Source organism: Candidatus Villigracilis sp. (genome assembly GCF_057083605.1).
This window is the reverse complement of the sequence record NZ_JBXMTI010000013.1, coordinates 39619-58844: the sequence shown is the minus strand read 5'-3', so window position 1 is coordinate 58844 and position 19226 is coordinate 39619. Positions and strand designations below refer to the sequence as shown.

The window sequence follows — 19226 nt, the reverse complement described above, 5'->3', positions numbered from 1 at the left end:
TCCCGCATCCGAATTGCCGAATGGGGAGCGTTTATTTGTTGACCTGGGTGATAAGCCTATCGTCATTTTCAATATTGCCGGGCAATATTATGCAATTGGCGACGTTTGTTCACACGATGAGGGTCCGCTGGGAGATGGCGTGATCGAAGGCAACAATGTGGTCTGCCCACGCCACGGCGCAGAGTTTGATATTCGCACTGGTAAGGCTATGCAAATGCCTGCCGTGGTGGATATCCCTGCCTATCCGGTGCAGATCAAGGATGGAATTATTTTTGTAGGTGTGCCAAAATAAACACGAATGAAAAAAGAACGGCTTCTGCAAAACAGAGCCGTTCTTTTTTCATTGGTTTGGCGGAGAAGTTTTCGGTTGCTTCTCTTTTTCAAGAATAGCTTTTAGTTCAGCCACTATTGATTGATAGGCAGGGTCGTTAACCTTATTCTCCATCTCGTAGGGATCAATGCTCAGATCATAAAGCTCGGGGAGATCGTCCACGGTTTCAATGTATACGAATTGTCCGGTATGGATGGCTGTCCAGTAACCGCGATCTGGCCATGCCTCCAGCAGCAGGCTGGTACGCCATTTGTCCGTTTCGCCTTGTAGAAGCGATACCAGGGAAAATCCATCCACAGTCTCTGGGGCGGACGTTTCTGAAAGCTCATATATCGTAGGGGCAATATCTATGTTCGCAGCAAGTCTTTCTTCGATATAAGCAGCAGGCACGAGCGGCGGATAGCGAAGCGCAAATGGCACTTTGACTGATTCCTCATAAGCGGTGCTTTTTGATTCCATGCGATGTTCGCCCCAATGCTTGCCGTTGTCTGAGATAAATATGACTACGGTATTGTCAAGCTCTCCAGTGTCTTCGAGTTTCTGCATGATCTCACCAATGGATCTGTCCAACGCGATCAATGTCAGGATTTGTCTTCTTCGTATCCGTTCAATCTGTTCTAATTCCTGTGCGGTAAGAAGTGACCGTTCAGATATGGTGTAAGGTTTGTCTGAAACATCAGCTTCGTTGTAATTAGGCAGGTTGTTTGGAGGGAGGTCGGCCAATAGCGCATTGTCCTCTTTTGCTGGAGTGTAAGGTGCGTGAGGGGCATTTGGTGTAAATAATAGAATGAACGGCTTTTTCTGACTCGTGGCCTTATCCAGGAACTCGATGGCGTAATCCTGTAATAGATAGGTGATATAGCCTGTTTTGGCCCCCCACTCTCCATTGACATTCAGATTGGGATCGTAATAGTTGGGCACGGTCCCCCCGAAGAAAGAGACCCAGTAGCCAAACTCGGACCTGGCTTCACCATCCCATGAATTCAAATATTTTCCTACCAGCCCAGTATAGTATCCGTTTTTGTGAAGGTCTTCGATCACGGTTGAAAAAAAGAGTTTTTCCTCATTAACGTGAACATAATGATTGTGGGCATACATGCCGGTCAGAATGCTGGCGCGGCTTGGGCAGCAAAATGGTGTTGTTACATATCCATTGGAGAAAGTAACACCCTCGTCAAAGATCATTTGCTGTGTATTGGGCATGTATTCCATGGTGTCATATCTCTGATCGTCAGTAACGATGATCAGAAAGTTGGGGCGTGTGTCGTTGAACCTTGGGATCAGGCCGCATGACTGGAGCAGAAACATTGAGACGACCATGATTAACATGGTCAACATGAAGCGGTGACGAATGAACATTGCCTTCCTTTAATTGTGTAGATTTACCAGTCACCGGCGTAATCGACCAGGTAGGGATTGGTTATTCGTAGAATGTGTTGACGTCTCAATTCAACAAGCTGCCTGATGTGCAAGTTGTCATGCGCCACCCAACAGGCAAACATATCGCCCGCCTTCATTGACCCAAACTCAGATGTGTAGGTTGTTTCCAAATCCGCATTGGATATTGACTGGAGCCACTCAAATGATTTGTTTCTTTCGTCGAAGAATTTCCCCTGCATTTCTGCCAGGCTTTGCTCGTTGTATTTCCGTTCAGTTACCCAGCCTTGCGGATCGATCCTATGCCACTCTTCGTTTTGGCGATGCAGGCTCGCATTGAGCGAAGTCGAAATGATGAAATCCAGATGTTCGCGGAAATCCTCGCGCTCTTCGTCGTACAAGTGGCAGATGACTTCCAGAATTGACCAGGAATCCACATCAGGTTTGATCTGCGCTTCCTCCTGGCTGATACCTGCCAGCAAAGCCTTGATCATTTCTGTGCTGTTAGTTAGCTCCTGGTAAAGAGTTTTGAATTTCATGTTTACCTCTCTTCATTTTCTACTTGTCAAATTTCCCCACAATCCTTAGTATGTCAAATCCCTCCGCGAAGGGGATTTCCGCCAATGCCCCGTGGCGTACCATAATGGAACGTGTCAGCTCGCTATTGAAGTAATAGCGGTCGCGATAAGTTTCGTATTGCGACAACGCCTCGATTTTTTTATTGACGTCCTCTTCTGTAACTTCAACCAGAAAATGTGGGAAAAAGCCATAAGAAGAGCGGACAACATCAAAACCCAGCACAGTGATACCGCGGAAAGCCCGCAGGGATTCATCGGTCATTGTGTTGTGATCCTGATGCACATCCTGCTTGGAATGAGTGAAGATCAAATCTGGCTTGAAGTCTTTTCGTAATTTGAGGAAATATTCGAGAATATCCTGCCGTGAGTCTGGGAATACGCGTGTATTGAATGGCCCAAACATGACCTTTTCTTCTGACACCCCCAGAATTTTCATAGACTTGAGATGCTCGTCTTTGACATGTTTCAGATCTGGATTTTTCTGGTTATCAGAAAGTGAGACGCATAAGACTTCCGTCTTGTTGACGATGTTATGTAGAAACGCTCCGCACCCGATCTCAATATCGTCCGGGTGCGCACCGAGGAATAGGATTCGTTTTCCGAAGAAGTTCATATTGTTATTATGTCGTTGCAAGGAGGGTGCTCTTCCCGACGAAGCAATCTCCTTATTCACATGGGGATTGCTTCGGGCAAAGAGCAAAAACGCCCTCGCAATGACATGCCGCCTTTTTATTTGGTCGCCAAAATTCCGCCGACAACTTTGGTCATGACCAATTTTCCATCGCGATCAAACCATTTCTTTGCCACGGCTTCAATCTTGCCGATCAAGGCTTCGTATTCATCTTTGCCATTGAACATGGATGTCCATAATTTGCGGTCTTCTCCCAATGAAGCGCGGACGTAATCAATAAAAGGCCCAACTTCGGGAAAGGTGAGATGATTCTCAAATTTATGCAATTCTGTTTTCGCGAAGATCTTGTCTATGGTGTTGAAGATATCGCCTTTGAAACGCGAAGAGCCAGGCATCGGCGGGATGGCCGCTCCAGTGGCTTCTTTGATGATTTCATAGAACATTTGCTTATTTTCAGGCAATGGCCCGGAGACGAAAAGCCGTCCGCCAGGTTTGATGACTCGGTGTGCCTCACCAAATGTAAAGTCCAGATCGGAGGCGTAGTAGATGGCGAAGGCGCTGGTGCATAAATCAAATGTGTTATCTGCAAACTTGAAGGGCTGATTAAAATCCAAAAATTGAAAATCAATGTTTGCGCCGATCTCTTTATTTTTTGCGTGGGCCTTTTCGAGCAGTTCCTCGGAAAAATCGCCTCCGGTGATCTGCGCACCGCCTTTGGTATATTCATTAAAAAGAAAACTCAACTTGCCTGCACCGCAGCCCACGTCTAAAATTTTCATGCCAGCCTGGGGCTTGAGCAGATCGTTTGTCCAGACGTCGATGTTGGCCGAGCCATATTTTTCGTGAATATCGATCCGCATCAGCAGATCTTTGCTGGGTTCTTGATAATCAATTTTCATTGGTTCTCCTGAATTGTAGTGACGACTTCAGTCGCAACTGCGTTATAAAATATTTTTTCATTATACCAAATTCAAATCAAAATTCACTCGCTGAATTTTGAAGGCCCTTTCAAATCCCATGATAAAATTTGCACATTGGAGCAATCATGGCGAAGAAAATAAATGCTGTAAAAGGTACGAGAGAATTCTACCCTGAGCAAATGGCTTTGCGTAATTTCCTTTATGAAAAAATGCGCGCGGCATCTCAGGCTTTTGGGTATCAGGAATGGGAAGCACCATTCATTGAATCGATTGATCTGTACGCAGCAAAATCTGGTGAGGAATTGGTCAAGAAGCAATCCTTCACTTTTCAAGATCGCGGGGGAGATTTTGTCGCACTCCGGCCTGAGCTCACTCCCAGCCTGGCTCGCATGATCGCGGCCAAGCAGGGGGAGTTGACTTTCCCCACGCGTTGGTGGTCGTTCGGTCCGTTTTGGAGGTATGAGCAGCCACAAAAAGGACGTACGCGCGAATTCTTTCAGTGGAATATTGACATGCTGGGGGTGGATTCACCTGAGGCGGATGCGGAGATGATCGCAATTGCTGCCACATTCCTGCGCTCAGTCGGACTCAAGCCTCAGCTTGCTACTATTTACGTAAACAATCGCCGTCTGATGGGATCTGAATTCGATGCGCTGGGTATCCTTCCAGAAAAAAGAATTGACGTTTCCAATCTGGTAGATCGCCGCTCAAAGATGGAACCTGCCAAATGGGAAGCATACGCGCTTGAGTTGGGCCTGACCCAAAAACAAGTGGATGGCTTGACGGATATTCTTGGCAACTTTGAGCTTTGGAAGAAAAGCGATGAGTTGAACCGCCTCTTTGCAGCATTGGATGCTTTGGGCGTGAAAGAGTATGTCAAATTTGATCCGAACATCATGCGCGGACTCCTGTATTACACCGGCACGGTCTTCGAAGCATTTGAGACGAGTGGTTCATTAAAGCGCGCGATTCTTGGCGGGGGACGTTATGATAACCTGCTTGAAGATGTAGGCGGACAACCTCTCCCCGCCACTGGATTTGCCATGGGTGATGTAGTGATAGGTATCATCCTGCAGGAAAATGGACTCCTGCCTGAATTCGACCCAACACCTGCTTCGGTCTTGGTAACTGTGTTCGATGAGTCTATGTGGATGAAGTCTTTTGAATTAGCAGCGCAATTACGCAACGCAGGGATAAATGTGATGGTTTACCCGGAGCCTGTCAAACTGCAAAAGCAATTCAAGTTTGCCGATAAGATGAAGATGAAAGTCGCGCTGACGGTTGGCCCCGATGAGGCGGCGAATGATCAGGTGGCGGTCAAAAACCTGGTTAATGGCGAGCAGGTGACAGTCAAGCGCGAAGCGGTTGTAGATGCGGTCAAAAAATTGATCAACTAAGTCAAATTGTGGTAAAATTTTGGCCGCTTGAAGTGTGTAGCCTGTAACTATGGGCTCATCTTGGTGGGCGTAGCTCAACGGCAGAGCGCTTCCCTGTGGAGGAAGATGTTGAGGGTTCGAAACCCTTCGCCCACCCACGAAAAAGACTTCCGAAGTCTTAGAGACTTCGGAAGTCTTTCTTTATCTTACTGCCCTCTTACATACCAAACCGAGCCAGGCGAATCGTAGCTCCAGCCTTCGCCCATGACGATGTGAGTAGTACCTTGTTCGTCGATGTCCATTTCGTAGTAATCACCAAACGGGAAGCGGAAGCCGTCTGCGGTGATATAGGAATAGCCGCCTACAAAATCTGAGACACCCTGTTCGGCTGTCCAGGTTGAGCCGCCGTTGGTGGAGCTGCGATAGTATGTATTCCACCAACCATTGGTGCGTTCATCCATCCACGAAATGCGGACGTCGCCATTTCCTGTTGCGGCAATCGCAGGGAAGTTGTGCGAGATGTTGGGGCCAGCAGTGGATACCTCTGTGCGGGCACTCCAGGTGGCTCCACCATTTGTGGATTTATAGAAATAGATTCGGGCCGGCCCAAAATCTACACTATTGGCATTGGATAATGCATACACATTGCCGGCTTCGTCCCCGGCCATGACGATCTGTGCGCCGAGATAGGCCCACCCGCAATAATAATCCGCAGGGCATTTTTCAGGAGCACGGGAGGTGTCAACGACTGTGCTGATCCATGTTGCGCCGCTATCGGTGGACTTGCTAATCACAAGATGGACGTTGCCTCTGGCTCCACCGTTTTGTTCGTAACCATCCCATGACATATAAGCAGTGCCATCAGGGGCCACGTATCCGCCACCCGCCAGAGCCCAGCCCAATTTGCCTTTAAACTTTATTTCAGATTGAGTAAAGGTTTGCCCGCCATCGTGGGAGGAAGCCGCATATAACTTCTGTGCGTGGGTATAGGAAACGTAAACATCCTGTCCTCTTACAGCGAGGATGGGTTTATCCACTGCGGCATTTGTTGTATCGGCGATCACGATTGACCAGGTTGCGCCAAAATCTGTGGATTTGGCAACTGCGATATCGCTCTTGTTAGCTTCCATCCATACGGCATATACGGTGCGGCCATCGACGGGGTCAACGGCTATTTGGGAATCCCATTGCCCGGTATTCGCACCCTCAGAATAGATCACAGTTGGTGCTCCCCAGGTTGCGCCATGGTCATTGCTGATCTGCAGGATCTGGGTTGGGTTGCCACATTCTTCACAGCCTGGCACTCCATAATATTGAGCATAAAGCATATATACGTGCCCAAAACGATCTGCTGCAATGGCAGGCTCCCATTGGTCGCCATTAAAAAATCCCAACCGTACCTGGGATGAAAACCCAGTGGGTGGAGCGGGAGGCGCAACTACTCCCGAAGGTATAGGCGCGGCAATCACAGATGCCAATGGGCCAACGGTTTTACGTTTGGCTTTGGTGGGTTCCTGCTCTTTCGCGGGAGCCAATGCTCCAAAACTGGCCGCCAGAAGTGCAGCTAGTACGAGAAGGACAAACACGACAAACTGTTTGGTGTGGGGAACGCGAATAGACATCTCTTTCTCTCCTCTGAAGAATTGTCTTTTTCTGGGCTTCCAGAAATTTAATCTAAGTTTACAGAGTCGGGATGGGGATTGTCAACCTGCGTATACCTTAATAAATCATTAACGCCCATTTTTCATGTAAAATAGCTCCCATGTCTAAAACCATCAATGTACTTTTCCTAGCGGCGGAAGCCGACCCTTTCGTGAAAGTCGGCGGGCTGGGGGATGTCGCAGGTTCTTTGCCGCGCGCTTTACGCTCTCTTTCCAACGATGATATTAAACTTGATGTACGGCTGGTGTTGCCATATCACCCTGCTGTAAAAGCGGAGGGACTCAAACCGTTGGGCATCTTCTCCATTCCGCGCGGCGACTCGGAGGTGGAGGCGGAAGCTTTCGAAGGTGCGTTGGATGGCATGCCTGTCTACTTCATCAATGGCGAATCGATCCACACAAATGGCTCTGTTTATTCCCTTGATTCAAAATTAGACGCCGAAAAATATACCTTCTTCTCGCTTGCGGCGCTTGAGTTACCAAGACATATCAATTGGTTCCCAGATGTTGTACATGCCAACGACTGGCACACTGCATTAAGCGCCTATGGTTCATTGACAAAGCGTTGGGAGGAAGGTGCGCGTCATGTAGCAAGTGTGGTCACTTTGCACAACCTGCCCTTTATGGGGCCTAATGTCAGCGCCATTCTTGAGAGTTATGGAATTAAACTCGCGCAAACCGACCTGCCTGATTGGGCACGTGTGATGCCTCTGCCTTTGGGGCTTTGGGCTTCAGATGCAATTGTGGCTGTCTCACCAACTTATGCCAATGAAATCCTTACGCCTGAGTACGGCAGCGGGTTGGATGAATTCCTTCAACTCCGTCGCGAATCAGTCAGCGGCATTTTGAATGGGATCGACGTGGTTTCTTTTAATCCTGCAGATGATTCTGCCCTGGGTGTGAACTTCGATATCGACTCGCTCAATAAGCGCGCCGTAAATAAGAGTTTGTTGCAGGAAAGGCTTGGCTTTCAACCAGACCCGCAAGTACCTTTGCTGGCCATGGTCTCGCGCATGGATGTTCAAAAAGGTGTTGACCTCGCCTTTACCGCATTGAAAAGTATGAAGAAGGATAATTTTCAAGCCATCATCTTAGGCACGGGAGCCCCAAAGCTCGAAGAAGCAGCACAGAATTTACAAAACTTGTTTCCTGGAAAGATAAAAGCAGAATTGCGTTATGACGCGGGGCTTGCCCGTCAGATCTATGCTGGTTCAGATATGCTGCTCATGCCGTCCCGCTACGAGCCTTGCGGACTTTCGCAAATGATCGCCATGCGTTACGGCTGTGTGCCGGTTGTGCGTGCGGCGGGCGGTTTGAACGACACAGTGAAACATGGTGAAACAGGATTTGTATTTGAAAAAGCGCATCATATGTCATTGATGGGTGCAGTTAGGGCGGGCATCAAATTATTTTCAGATCGCGAAAAGTGGCAAAAAACTCAACGCGCAGGCATGGCTCAGGATTTCTCGTGGGAAAAATCAGCACAAAAATATCTTGAGTTGTATCAATCTCTTGTGAAATAAAAAATTCTCTTTTGCTCTTGCAACGGCTACGCCCTGCAAAGCCCCAGGTGATCATGGCATTCAAACGCTCTTCCGGCATTCTTCTCCATCCTTCCAGTTTGCCCGGCCCATATGGCATTGGCGATCTTGGCCCGCAATCGTATCGCTTCATTGATTGGCTCGCTTCTACGGGGTGCAAGCTTTGGCAAATCCTTCCGCTGGGCCCCACGGGTTATGGTGATTCGCCATATCAATGTTTTTCTGCATTTGCAGGAAACCCTTATCTGTTGAGCCCTGATGAATTATTTACAGATGGACTCCTGACTCAAGAAGATTTGGATTTGATGAAAGACCTGCCCGCTCCCCCTACGGGGACGATGCCTCGCGTGGACTTTGGCCTGCTCATTCCAAAAAAAGTTGACCTTTTGCAAAAGGCCTTTTCCCGCTTCCAAACCAGTTCCGAACATTTGCGTGAAGCTTTCGACTACTTCTGCGCTGAAAACGCATCTTGGCTGGATGACTTTGCACTCTTCATGGCGTTGAAAGAGGCCAATGGTGGCGGAGCATGGAACGGGTGGCCCGAGGCGTTACGTTCCAGAAAAAAAGCCGCAATGACCAAGGCCAGAAAAGAATTATCAGAGAGCGTCATGCGCTATTCTTTCTATCAATTCCTTTTCTTCAGGCAATGGAATCAAATCCGCGCGTATGCAAATGAAAAGGGGATACAGATCATCGGCGATATTCCGATCTTTGTAGCATATGATTCCGCCGACGTATGGGCCAATCCTGATCTTTTCTTCCTCGACAAAAGCGGTAACCCGACAGTCGTTGCTGGCGTTCCACCTGATTTATTTTCCACCACAGGACAGTTGTGGGGCAACCCGTTATACAACTGGGAAGTGCATAAAGAGGAAGGCTATGCCTGGTGGCTCTCACGCGTGCGTGCCTCCCTGAAATTCATGGACATTTTACGTTTCGACCACTTCCGTGGCTTTGCAGGCTACTATGAGATTCCCGCCGAACATACTACTGCCGAAAATGGACGTTGGGTTCCCGGCCCTGCCAAAGACTTCTTCCATGCAGTGGATAAGTACCTTGGCGATGGTTTGATCACGCCCGGTGCAGGATTGCCGGTCATCGCAGAAGATCTTGGGGTGGTCACACCTGATGTGATCGAGTTATTGGAAGCTTTCGATCTGCCTGGTATGAAAGTTTTGCAATTTGGTTTTACAGGGCCAGATAACCCTTTCCTGCCGCATAATTACATTCCAAACTGCGTGGCTTATACGGGTACTCACGACAACGATACTGCGATGGGTTGGTTTGCAACTGCGCCCAATCACGAGCGTGATTTTGCAAAACGCTACCTCGGCATAGACGGCCACGATTTCGCCTGGGACCTGATCCGCGCAGTCTGGAAATCTGTTGCAGTCTTTGCCATTACCCCCATGCAGGATGTGCTCGGCCTCGGCGGTGAAGCACGCATGAACTTCCCCAGCAGGCTCGGCGGAAACTGGGATTGGCGTATGAATGACGGTGATCTGCGTGAAGATTACGCGGCAGGGCTAAGAGACCTGAATTGGTTGACCAGAAGATAATATAAAACGCCTCGCAAGAGGCGTTTTATATTATGGGCTTTATTTTGTATTCAAGGCGGCAGCAGCTACTCACCAGTAGTGGCTGGTCGATTCCCAAACCGATCGAATGATACAACCTCGTGAACGTCTTTTCGCGTTGTGGGGCCATAATGACCAAGCGGCCAACCTAGAGGGATCACTGCACAAGGTGTGACATTCCAGGGCAGGCCGAGCATTCTGCGGATAGCGATGATGTTCCATAGTGGAATGGTAGTCAGAGCAGCACCCAGGTTCACAGCGCGCGCAGCCAGAAGTAGGTTTTGCACAGCAGGAAAGATTGAGCCGAAGTAGGATGCGGCTGAGATGTGTACGAAGGGAATGTACAGACCCTTTAGACAGGCGACAACAATGACGGGAATTTCCTCGAAGTGGTCCGCCTGCCATTGGACAGAATTCAAGATCTTAAGGCGCTTCGGGTTGTGTCGTGCAGCCCACAGCGCAACTCCGCGGCTGAGTTGCCAAACCTGCCGGTTAAGGCGGGCGATTCCTTTTTTGATCTTCGGATCCCTGACTACAATGAATTCCCAATTCTGGGTGTTGCTGCCGGTAGGCGCTTTGATTGCCAGTGCTATCAGGTGAAGCACCAATTCATCGTCCACCGAATCTGGTTTCAGATGACGAATCGCCCTTTGTGTCCGCATGGCCTCGCTGAGAGGCATTTCGAAGTCCATTTGATCCTCCGTCATCCTTTTATAAACAGCGCAGACTCCATAAATCCGCTACACGCTTTGTTGGGCGCTGGATGAATTGAAGACTCGCTTGTTAGAAGTTGTGACTAATTTCATAACAGGCGAGGATGTGACCTGAGCCTTCCCATGTGCGAGTGTGAAAGAGTTTGAGTGCTATTGGGGGGCGATCTTCAAATATTGGTGTGCCCACACCTCCAATCAATGGGAAGAATGTAAGATGTAATTCGTCTACCAAATCATGAACCAGTAAGTCGTTCCAGAGCAGACGGCTCAAGAGTACGAGGATGCCTTTTCCAGATTGTTGCTTGATAGCGGCAATTTCCTTGTACGCATCTGTTCGTTTAATGATTTGTGTATTTTCCCAGGGAGTCAATTCTGCAACGGTCAGATTATCTGAAATAACAAGTTTCTTTATGGATTTCATCAAATCAGCAGTTTCGCGTCTAATCGCAGTGGCTTTAGAGTCATTTTCGATTCCCGTCCAATAACCTTTGTTGCCCAAAAATGAATTACGACTTAATAAAAGAAAATCAGATTTACGTAACAGTTCCACATTGTAAAAATCGAAACTATCGTCACCGTAGTAGTCCTTGTGGTAATAATCATATAGTGAATTAATGCTCTTGTCTCTGCCTTCGTAGAGACCGTCCAATGTGACAAAGTTACTAACTATAAGTTTACGCATGCCAATGCTCCATTATGAATTCTTAACAAACAAGCGCCCAACGATAGGGGCGTTCAGCGACTGACGCGCTACTTGTGGACACGTCGTTGGCGCCCGCGGCGATGTCGTGAACGTCTCATCGAGACAAAGCTCACCGCCGGGCGAGAAAGGTGTGGGGTAGGACTACGCCTGGCGTACTGAGTAGCGCAGGTGTGTAACCCCGACGCCCGGGATCACCGTCGGGTTGCCAAGGACGGCTGGCGTGCCGGCTAGGTGGTCGAAGAGTCGAACTCCGGAGCCAAGAAGAACCGCCGCGATGTCGACGTGGATTTCGTCGAGGAGGCCAGCGTTCAGAAGTTGCTGGATGGTGTCAGCGCCGTGGACCCCAACGTTCTTCCCGCCGGCGGCGGCTTTGGCTTGCCTCACGGCGCTTTCGATGCCGTCGGTCACGAAGTGCACGTTCGAGTCAGGTCGCGGCCATCCCCCGGGGATGTTGTGGGTGAGAACGAATGCTGGTCCCCACGAGTGATTGCCGTCCCAGCCGTGGGCGACTTCGAACGTGCGCCGGCCGGCGAGCCCGGCACCAAGCTCAGACCAGAGACCACGAAGGTGCTCGGCACTCGGCGCGGACACCTTGAACGTCATGGGGTCACCCCCTCCAACGTGGAACTCGACGTCTCCCGAGTTCATGTACCAGTCGAACACTTCGCCCACGCCGTCGCTGAGGTCGGCGACATAGCCGTCGAGCGACATAGACATGACTGCGACAACCTTCGACTCTTTAACAACTATTTTTCTCATGGTAATTGTCCTTTGCAGGATTTTAGGACATATGTTCTATTTCGTCAAGACGGAAGCAAACTAAATTCCAAACTCGCCGATGCTCCCAAACGTGCAGGAACTCCTCGGCTATAAGGATGTAAAGACCACCATGATCTACACTCACGTCCTCCAGCGCGGCGGCCTAGCCATCAAATCTCCCCTCGACGACTAATTACTATTTACCGATTACCATTCTCCAATTCTCCAATCTCTATTCCTCTATTTCCCCTCCCTCACCGTCAAATTCACCACAATCGCATTGCTCGCCTGAACTAAATTCTCAGGTGTGATCATGATCTCCTCGCCCCATTGACCTGCTCCCGTGCCGAGGATGGGTTCATTCAATAGACTCGCTTCAAGGAAGGTTCTGAAACCCTCAGGCTGCCAGCCAAAGGCGGGAATGGAACCGATGATGTAACCTGTTGTTTCCTTCACTACCTCAGGTTGTGCCATTTGAATATTGCGTGAACCGATGGCCTTCTTGAGATTTCCTGAAACTGCATTTTGATCGCCGCCAAGCATTACCAGCACGCGCTCGCCTGTGTCCACTTGAAAGATCAAGGTTTTCACTGCCTGTCTCTCCGAGAAACCTAAAACGTGCGCTACGTTTGCCGCGCCTTTTTCTGTGTCAGGCGAGAAGCTGCGTGCTTCGTAAGGGATATTATGTTGATCGAGATACAGGTGAGCGGGGAGTTTCATAAGGCAAGTCCTTTGCGAATGATTTGAATGACTTCTTTTGGTGCATGGCTTATATCGACTGCCAATGCGTTTGTTGGTTCTTCCAGAATATCGAATTGACTTTTGAGTAATTTTACTGGCATGTAATGTCCCCTGCGCTTTTTCAAGCGGGATTCGATTTCAGCGTATCTGCCTTTCAAATAAACGAACTTAACTTGCTTATCCACTTTGAGCATGGCGCTGATAGGATTCTTTCAATGCAGAGCAGGCCAGCACGCACGATGCGTTTTTCTGAATAGTTTTTTGAATCAACTCCCGCAAGGAAGCAAGCCAGGCACCGCGATCACTGTCAGTTAACGGAATGCCTTCTGACATTTTATTGCGATTGGCTTCGTCGTGAAAATCATCCGCATCGTAAAACTGCCAGCCGAGTTCTTCTGCCAGCATCGAGCTGACGGTGGTCTTTCCAGAACCTGCCACACCCATGAGGACGATGATCATTTGTTCCTGGATGCCAGATAAATGCCCGCCAAAATAAAAACGCCGCCGATGATGGTGGTAATGGCTGGAGTCTCGTTCAAAATAAAAAACGCCAGAATCGCAGATGCGATTGGCTCGCCGAGAGTGGTCACAGCCACCAATGCGGCGGGCAAATATTTCAGCGCCCAATTGTAGGTGGAATGCCCAACCAATTGTGGCAGAATGGCAAGTAAAAGAATCCAACCGTAAGTTTTGGGCGCAAAATCAAAAGGCGAATTACCTGAAACGAACATGATGACGATCAAAGCGATGGATGCCATGCCGTACACCAAAAAGATGTAAGGTACGAGCGACATGCCCACACGCAGCTTTCTGCCGATGATGAGATAACCCGTCACCGACCATGCGCCCGCCAAAGCCAGGAAGTTGCCCCACACGGCGCGTCCCTGCATGATGTCTGCCAGTGCTGGGCAGGATAGACCTCCAGCCCAGGTGCACGCATCAGACAAGCCGATAATTGCTCCGCCGACGATGGACAATGTCAACCCGATGACCGCTGTCCGCGCGAGATGCTCTTTCAACAGCATGGGCGAAAGCAATGCCACCCAAAGCGGCCCTGTGGCAACGAATACAACTGAACTGGCGACACTGGTATATTCCAGAGATGTGATCCATGTGGCGAAATGAACGGCCAGGAAAATGCCTGAGAAAGCACCGAGCAGGATCTCGGTCCGCGTGAAGCGTTTTATTTCGTCGAGATGTTGAGTTAACGCAACAGGAGTCAGAATCAAAGTAGCAAATGTCAATCTCAATGCTGCAATGACAAGTGAAGGCACGCCATCGCTTTGCGCGAAACGGATAAAGATGCTCGCCGTGGAAACCGCGAGGATGGCGATGAGGATTGCGAAAGGCAGGAAGAGTCGGGCGCGAGCTTCAGTCATGAGGCATCCTTGATATATATGATATTTGTATAAATATTGTCTTAATTCTTGCGGGCGGGCTGGTAACAAGGTAAAATGAAATTATACGCTCACTCTGGTAATGTCATTGCGAGGAGGGCTTTTGCACTTTCCGACGACATCGTACCCGAATGGGTAAGCAATCTCCTCACTGGCTCTGAGCATCTCGTTTTCAACAACTGATTACTTGATATACAATTTCATATAACCATCTCAAGGAGAGAATATCATGGCATTTGAACTTCCCAAACTCGCTTATGCATACGATGCTTTGGAACCGCACATTGATGCGCGCACGATGGAAATCCATTACACCAAACACCACCAGACCTATATCACCAATTTGAATGGTGCTGTCGATAAGACCCCCGAACTGGCTGGCAAAACTGTTGAAACCCTGCTCAGCGATTTGAACGCTGTGCCCGAAGGCGTGCGCGATGTGGTTCGTAATCATGGCGGCGGCACATATAACCACAATCTCTTTTGGGATATTATGGGCCCCAAGGCTGGCGGCACACCCAAGGGTGAATTAGCCAAGGCCATCGACGCCTCCTTCACTTCATTCGATAATTTCAAAACTGAATTTACCACTTCTGCCACAACCCGCTTCGGTTCCGGCTGGGCCTGGTTGGTGAAGAAGGGCAGTGGTTTGGCTGTTGTTTCCACCGCCAATCAGGATTCGCCCTTGTCTGACGGCCTGACCCCCATCCTGGGAATTGACGTTTGGGAACATGCCTATTACCTCAATTACCAAAATCGCCGCCCCGATTACATTACCGCATTTTGGAATGTGATCAATTGGGATGCGGTGGCAGCCCGCTACGCCGCGAAGTAATTTTTTCATCCCGCAGTGAAAACTGCGGGATGATTGTTTAAATTGCCTAATTGTGCAACTCTGGAGTCGGACAGCTCATTGCCCTGTGGGTGCTGTCCGTGTTTAGTGAGTTATATAAAGACTTCAAATGAAAATAAAACCTGTTGTATTAATTTCGATATTGCTCCTAACCCTCGCCTGTAACATTGGACGCTCTGCGCCGACATCAGCCCCGCCTCTTGCCTCGCCTTCAATTGTCCCTGCCCCAATAGAATCCCTCACCCCTACGCTATCCATCCCAACTTCAACTCCTGAACCTCTTGGCGTTTTCACGCTTTCAGTCTTGGTTGATACAACTTCTGAATTAGTCACGCGTGAGCAGGCACAGACTCTGGTAGACGAATCGTCCCAGATTCTTTATGGTCTAACAGGTTTTGTATTCGAGATGATCGATTTTCAGGAATTAAATACCGGTGGTGCAAGTAGGGATATGGTTCAGGCTTATTTGAATACACCGCCAACCGTCATACCGAACGGAATTATTCTCTTCTCGTTTGGTGATAACGGAGATGCAAAACTCTACGGTGGTTACGCCTACATATATCCAGGCCCTGAAGGCTTTAGTAACCATTTCGTGGCGACTGGGGCAATTGCAAGGGATCTTTACGTGGGCATAATTCACTTCGGGCATCGTTATGCTCAATGCGGCTATGGAGATTCCCCAACCCCAATCAGCGATGTTGGCATTGGTGGCGAATGCAGGGGACAGGCAAATATTGCCTGTGTTGAAAAATATGATTACAAAATGTGCAGTGACGCTGTTGATAATTTATATGCCAGTACCCCGACGTATTTCTCGTCCAGCACCTTCGTCCACGAGATCATGCATCCATTTGGCGAATTGGGCGTTCAGGATCATTATGGAACTACGGAATGCACCGCAAAGATGCAGTCTGGCATCAGTGACCGCCCTTATCATGGTGATGTTTTGAATTTTGAACTTTCAAAAGCGCAGTACTATACCAACATGTGTCCTTATGTTTTTGACAAGTTTGTAACCTCATACAGCCCATAAAAATGAGAGCCTTGTCACATGCGCAAACGACGATATAATAGTGCCATCTCGTTTGTTTATAATCCCACAAGGAGAAGAATCCTATGACTCACATTATTACCAGCTTATGCGTTCGTGATCGAGGTTGTATCGAAGTATGCCCGGTCGAGTGTATGGTCCCCGGCCAGCCCATTGCCGAATGGCCCTGGATTTATATTGACCCCGACACCTGCATTGATTGCGGAGCCTGTGTCCCTGAATGTCCGTTTGCTGCGATATTCCCCGAGGATGAAGTCCCTGCCGCGTACACCGCAAAAGGTGGTGAATACATCAGCAACGTTGGCCTCACCGGTCACTTTGAAGGCACCAATCATTTCGGCAAGCCAATTGTGCTGGACACGGCCAAGCAGCTTGCAGCGGGCGAAGTTGTGGACCTCACTGCTGACATCAAACCTAATTACGATTTCTTCAAGGGCGGTCCCGGCTATTCCGCCAAAGACACCGATCAGGGAATGTAGTTCACACGTAAATAAAAAGGTCAGGTGAAAGCCTGACCTTTTTGATTCCTATTGGTTTAACCCGGCACTCAAAAGGTTTTCTCCAATGTGCTCTGCAAGAAAAACATTGCTTTCCTCCACAGCCACGATCAACACCAACGGTGTCCCTCGCCAATCTGGCAGCGTCCCTGCCACAAGCCAGGTGACATTTGCATCGCTATTACTCGCCCGCCCAACATGACTCCAATAGGGCATGCCTTCTTTGATGAATGACAAAGCCGCTTCATTCGCCGCCTCAGCCTGCATCACCTCAACCGGCTCACTCAAAGCTGGGAGCACCACCCATCCCTGCTCGAGCGTGTTCACTGCCGTTGCAATGCGTGGCGAGGGCGCAATCCCATTATGGCTTAATGGAGCCATAGCGATGGCAGCCTGCAATGGGCTGATCCGCAAGTTTTGCAAAGAACTATTTTCTTGATCGACGGTAACAGGCATGTTTATTAGAGGTGCTTGAAATAAACCAAGTTTTTTATAAAAAGCCAGCAATTCAGAATTTGATGGTTGTTTCTCGCCAAACTCAGCCCGGATCAAGGGCAGCAGGGTATCACCGATTGGGTATACACCTTGCGTTGCCCGGTTAACCAAAGGTGAAGATGTATTTTGTGAAATCGTTTCGCCTTCTACATCCAGAATATCAGGGTCGTAAGTTGGGTGAGAGGCCATCACAAGGATTTCACCCGTCTCTGCATTCATCAGGATGATCGCTCCTATATCGTCACCCAGCAATTGATCTGCCTTTGTTTGGAGGTTGATGTCAATGCTTAGGCGCACATCCAGCCCGGCAGGGGGAGTGCCATACAGTAATTGATCTTTCAAAATTAAACTTGCTGGGTTTCCTTGCAATCCGCGCAGGTAGCTATCCAACGCGGCCTCCAAACCAGCTTGACCATAAACTGGATGCGTATAGCCAATAATAGGAGCCAAGTCAGGATAAAGATAGTTGCGGATATAACTTCCGCTTTCGCCTTCAGTGACGTTGATGGGCTGATTGTTTCGGTCCACTAATGTGCCACGTTGTACATAACGGTCTGCAATCGCGCGGCGAGGGTTATCTGTGCGAATGAGCAAGTCTGGCCCACGGACGATAGCCCACCAGGCGGTGGTCAATGCACAGGCAGCGAGTCCAACTGCGAGTACGCCAGCAAGGATCGAATAAGGTTTTGGATCATGTAAAACAGCGGGTTCATCATCTTCTACATTGCTGATAACCAAAAGCAGGTAAAGTGCAATATAGGATGTCAGTAATGAAGAACCGCCATATGAAACAAATGGAAGTGTTACCCCAGTGAGGGGGACAAGCCTGATGTTGCCCCCAATAATAAGCAGACTTTGCACACCCAGGTATGTGACCACACCCGCCCCAAGGTAACGGCGAAACCTGTCTGCTGCGCGGAGGGAGATGATCAAGCCTCGAGCGAGGATCAGCCAGATGATGGCGAGCAGGCCCAAAGATCCGACCAGACCCGATTCCTCCGCGATGGCAGAGTAGATAAAATCAGATATGGCAACCGGAACCAGTAGCGGACTCCCAATTCCCAATCCCCGTCCAATTGTTCCACCGTTGGCAACTGCAAGCAGAGACTGCACGATCTGATATGAATTGCCTGATGGGTCTGTCCACGGATCGAGCCAGCCGATGACGCGCACGTGAATAATGTCAATAAAGAAATATCCCAAAAGAAGCGCGAGTGAGAGAACGATGGTCGCGCTTAGTAAGACGCGTCGTTTCCCTGTTGCCAAAAAGATGATAATTGTAAATATCGAAATAAAAATAGATGCGGTTCCAAGGTCTCGTTGGACGATCAGAAGTAATAACGCAAGACCTGTGACGGCCAATGTGGGAACGAGCAGTGGAAATGAGAACAGGCGAAAGCTGGCGCGATCCGCGAGATATGCAGAGAGATAAATGACCAGTAATAATTTCAGCGGTTCGGATGGCTGAAAATAAACGCCGCAACAACCCAGCCATAACTGTGGCCCAAAGCCAAGCGGATTTGTACCAAATAGCAAGGTCAGCGCGGTAATGAGTAAGCCCCCACTTAGAAATACATATTTGTATCTTCTGAGGAATCCAATATTTTTGAGGAATACCTGCGCAACGATGAAAACCAGAATGCTGACACTCAGCCAGGTCATCTGGCGGAACCCAAAAGCTTCATCAAGCCGCCAGATCGTGAGCATGCCCCATCCGCTAAGAAGTGCTGCGGCTGGAAAAAGGTAGGGGTCTCGATCCGGTAAAAATTTAATGGTGATGCGATGCGCCAGGCGGATTAAGACGACCCAAACTAAAAAGCCGACCCAGTGGGATAGTTTGTAGTCTACATCCCAGGTACGCTCGCGGACTGCGGGTGAAAGTGTGAGAATGATGGATTGAATAAAAAGGAAGAATGCCGACCAGTTCAATAGACGGCTTTGGGTTTGATCATGCATTCAATAATGTTACATCATTTTTCGGGTATACGCGGAGTAGTAACGACTAAGCCCTGTGGGTCAGTC

20 protein-coding genes, 1 tRNA gene and 1 pseudogene are annotated in these 19226 nt (G+C 49.0%); 9 read left to right on the top strand and 13 right to left on the bottom strand.

Translation table 11 applies throughout. The annotated features are described in order from the left end of the window. Positions 1-292 (top strand): Rieske (2Fe-2S) protein (locus tag AC14M5_RS02405; protein ID WP_484028026.1); only part of this gene is annotated, 292 nt, incomplete at its 5' end. 48 nt (positions 293-340) lie between these two features. Here AC14M5_RS02405 and AC14M5_RS02400 read toward each other — a convergent pair. From AC14M5_RS02400 to AC14M5_RS02385, 4 genes are all read right to left on the bottom strand, one after another. After that, complete coding sequence (locus tag AC14M5_RS02400) at positions 341-1690, bottom strand: sulfatase family protein (RefSeq protein WP_484028025.1); 1350 nt, start codon at positions 1688-1690, stop codon at positions 341-343. Between the two features lie 23 nt (positions 1691-1713). Next, the gene (locus AC14M5_RS02395) at positions 1714-2247 is read right to left on the bottom strand and encodes a DinB family protein (protein ID WP_484028024.1); all 534 of its coding nucleotides are present in this window, start codon (positions 2245-2247) and stop codon (positions 1714-1716) included. Positions 2248-2266: 19 nt separating this feature from the next. Continuing rightward, positions 2267-2899, bottom strand: coding sequence for a PIG-L deacetylase family protein (locus AC14M5_RS02390; RefSeq protein WP_484028023.1), 633 nt, complete (start codon positions 2897-2899; stop codon positions 2267-2269). 116 nt (positions 2900-3015) lie between these two features. Next, complete coding sequence (locus tag AC14M5_RS02385; RefSeq protein WP_484028022.1) at positions 3016-3816, bottom strand: class I SAM-dependent methyltransferase; 801 nt, start codon at positions 3814-3816, stop codon at positions 3016-3018. 146 nt (positions 3817-3962) lie between these two features. On the opposite strand from AC14M5_RS02385, the gene hisS reads away from it, so the two are divergent. After that, the gene (gene hisS, locus AC14M5_RS02380) at positions 3963-5234 is read left to right on the top strand and encodes a histidine--tRNA ligase (protein ID WP_484028021.1); all 1272 of its coding nucleotides are present in this window, start codon (positions 3963-3965) and stop codon (positions 5232-5234) included. A 63-nt stretch (positions 5235-5297) separates the two neighbouring features. Then, positions 5298-5369: transfer RNA gene (locus tag AC14M5_RS02375), tRNA-His, on the top strand. A 50-nt stretch (positions 5370-5419) separates the two neighbouring features. Here AC14M5_RS02375 and AC14M5_RS02370 read toward each other — a convergent pair. Continuing rightward, positions 5420-6835, bottom strand: a complete 1416-nt coding sequence (locus tag AC14M5_RS02370) for a sialidase family protein (protein ID WP_484028020.1) — start codon at positions 6833-6835, stop codon at positions 5420-5422. Between the two features lie 140 nt (positions 6836-6975). Between AC14M5_RS02370 and AC14M5_RS02365 the strand changes: the two genes are divergently transcribed. Both AC14M5_RS02365 and malQ read left to right on the top strand, forming a co-directional pair. After that, complete coding sequence (locus AC14M5_RS02365; RefSeq protein ID WP_484028019.1) at positions 6976-8397, top strand: glycogen synthase; 1422 nt, start codon at positions 6976-6978, stop codon at positions 8395-8397. An 11-nt stretch (positions 8398-8408) separates the two neighbouring features. Continuing rightward, positions 8409-9974, top strand: a complete 1566-nt coding sequence (gene malQ / locus AC14M5_RS02360) for a 4-alpha-glucanotransferase (protein WP_484028018.1) — start codon at positions 8409-8411, stop codon at positions 9972-9974. Positions 9975-10039: 65 nt separating this feature from the next. Here malQ and AC14M5_RS02355 read toward each other — a convergent pair whose 3' ends face one another. The 3 genes from AC14M5_RS02355 to AC14M5_RS02345 all read right to left on the bottom strand — a co-directional run bounded on the left by AC14M5_RS02355 (position 10040) and on the right by AC14M5_RS02345 (position 12167). Beyond that, positions 10040-10672, bottom strand: coding sequence for a nitroreductase family protein (locus tag AC14M5_RS02355; protein ID WP_484028028.1), 633 nt, complete (start codon positions 10670-10672; stop codon positions 10040-10042). Positions 10673-10775: 103 nt separating this feature from the next. Next, the gene (locus AC14M5_RS02350; RefSeq protein ID WP_484028017.1) at positions 10776-11387 is read right to left on the bottom strand and encodes a dihydrofolate reductase family protein; all 612 of its coding nucleotides are present in this window, start codon (positions 11385-11387) and stop codon (positions 10776-10778) included. 162 nt (positions 11388-11549) lie between these two features. Next, positions 11550-12167, bottom strand: a complete 618-nt coding sequence (locus AC14M5_RS02345) for a dihydrofolate reductase family protein (RefSeq protein WP_484028016.1) — start codon at positions 12165-12167, stop codon at positions 11550-11552. A 91-nt stretch (positions 12168-12258) separates the two neighbouring features. On the opposite strand from AC14M5_RS02345, the pseudogene AC14M5_RS02340 reads away from it, so the two are divergent. Then, positions 12259-12360 (top strand): annotated as a pseudogene (locus AC14M5_RS02340) (integron integrase); the annotation flags it as partial. Between the two features lie 47 nt (positions 12361-12407). On the opposite strand, the gene AC14M5_RS02335 reads toward AC14M5_RS02340, so the two are convergent. The 4 genes from AC14M5_RS02335 to AC14M5_RS02320 form a co-directional block, all read right to left on the bottom strand. Beyond that, entirely contained in the window at positions 12408-12887 is a 480-nt protein-coding gene (locus tag AC14M5_RS02335) for an aminoacyl-tRNA deacylase (protein WP_484028015.1), read from the bottom strand. After that, positions 12884-13009 (bottom strand): hypothetical protein, encoded by a 126-nt coding sequence (locus tag AC14M5_RS02330; protein ID WP_484028014.1) that lies wholly within the window; start codon positions 13007-13009, stop codon positions 12884-12886. The genes AC14M5_RS02335 and AC14M5_RS02330 overlap by 4 nt, the downstream gene beginning before the upstream one ends. A gap of 76 nt (positions 13010-13085) precedes the next feature. Beyond that, positions 13086-13367 (bottom strand): gluconokinase, encoded by a 282-nt coding sequence (locus tag AC14M5_RS02325; protein WP_484028013.1) that lies wholly within the window; start codon positions 13365-13367, stop codon positions 13086-13088. After that, on the bottom strand, positions 13364-14287 hold the full coding sequence (locus tag AC14M5_RS02320; RefSeq protein ID WP_484028012.1) for a DMT family transporter: 924 nt from the start codon (positions 14285-14287) through the stop codon (positions 13364-13366). Before AC14M5_RS02320 ends, AC14M5_RS02325 begins: the two co-directional genes overlap by 4 nt. 247 nt (positions 14288-14534) lie before the next feature. On the opposite strand from AC14M5_RS02320, the gene AC14M5_RS02315 reads away from it, so the two are divergent. The 3 genes from AC14M5_RS02315 to AC14M5_RS02305 all read left to right on the top strand — a co-directional run bounded on the left by AC14M5_RS02315 (position 14535) and on the right by AC14M5_RS02305 (position 16691). Further along, positions 14535-15140: a superoxide dismutase gene (locus AC14M5_RS02315; protein ID WP_484028011.1), complete on the top strand. Its 606-nt coding sequence runs from the start codon at positions 14535-14537 to the stop codon at positions 15138-15140. A gap of 127 nt (positions 15141-15267) precedes the next feature. Further along, complete coding sequence (locus tag AC14M5_RS02310; RefSeq protein WP_484028010.1) at positions 15268-16194, top strand: hypothetical protein; 927 nt, start codon at positions 15268-15270, stop codon at positions 16192-16194. Between the two features lie 83 nt (positions 16195-16277). Further along, positions 16278-16691, top strand: a complete 414-nt coding sequence (locus AC14M5_RS02305; RefSeq protein ID WP_484028009.1) for an indolepyruvate ferredoxin oxidoreductase subunit alpha — start codon at positions 16278-16280, stop codon at positions 16689-16691. Between the two features lie 48 nt (positions 16692-16739). Here the strand turns inward: AC14M5_RS02305 and AC14M5_RS02300 are convergent, their stop codons facing one another. After that, positions 16740-19160 (bottom strand): FtsW/RodA/SpoVE family cell cycle protein, encoded by a 2421-nt coding sequence (locus AC14M5_RS02300; protein WP_484028008.1) that lies wholly within the window; start codon positions 19158-19160, stop codon positions 16740-16742. Between the last annotated feature and the right edge of the window lie 66 nt (positions 19161-19226).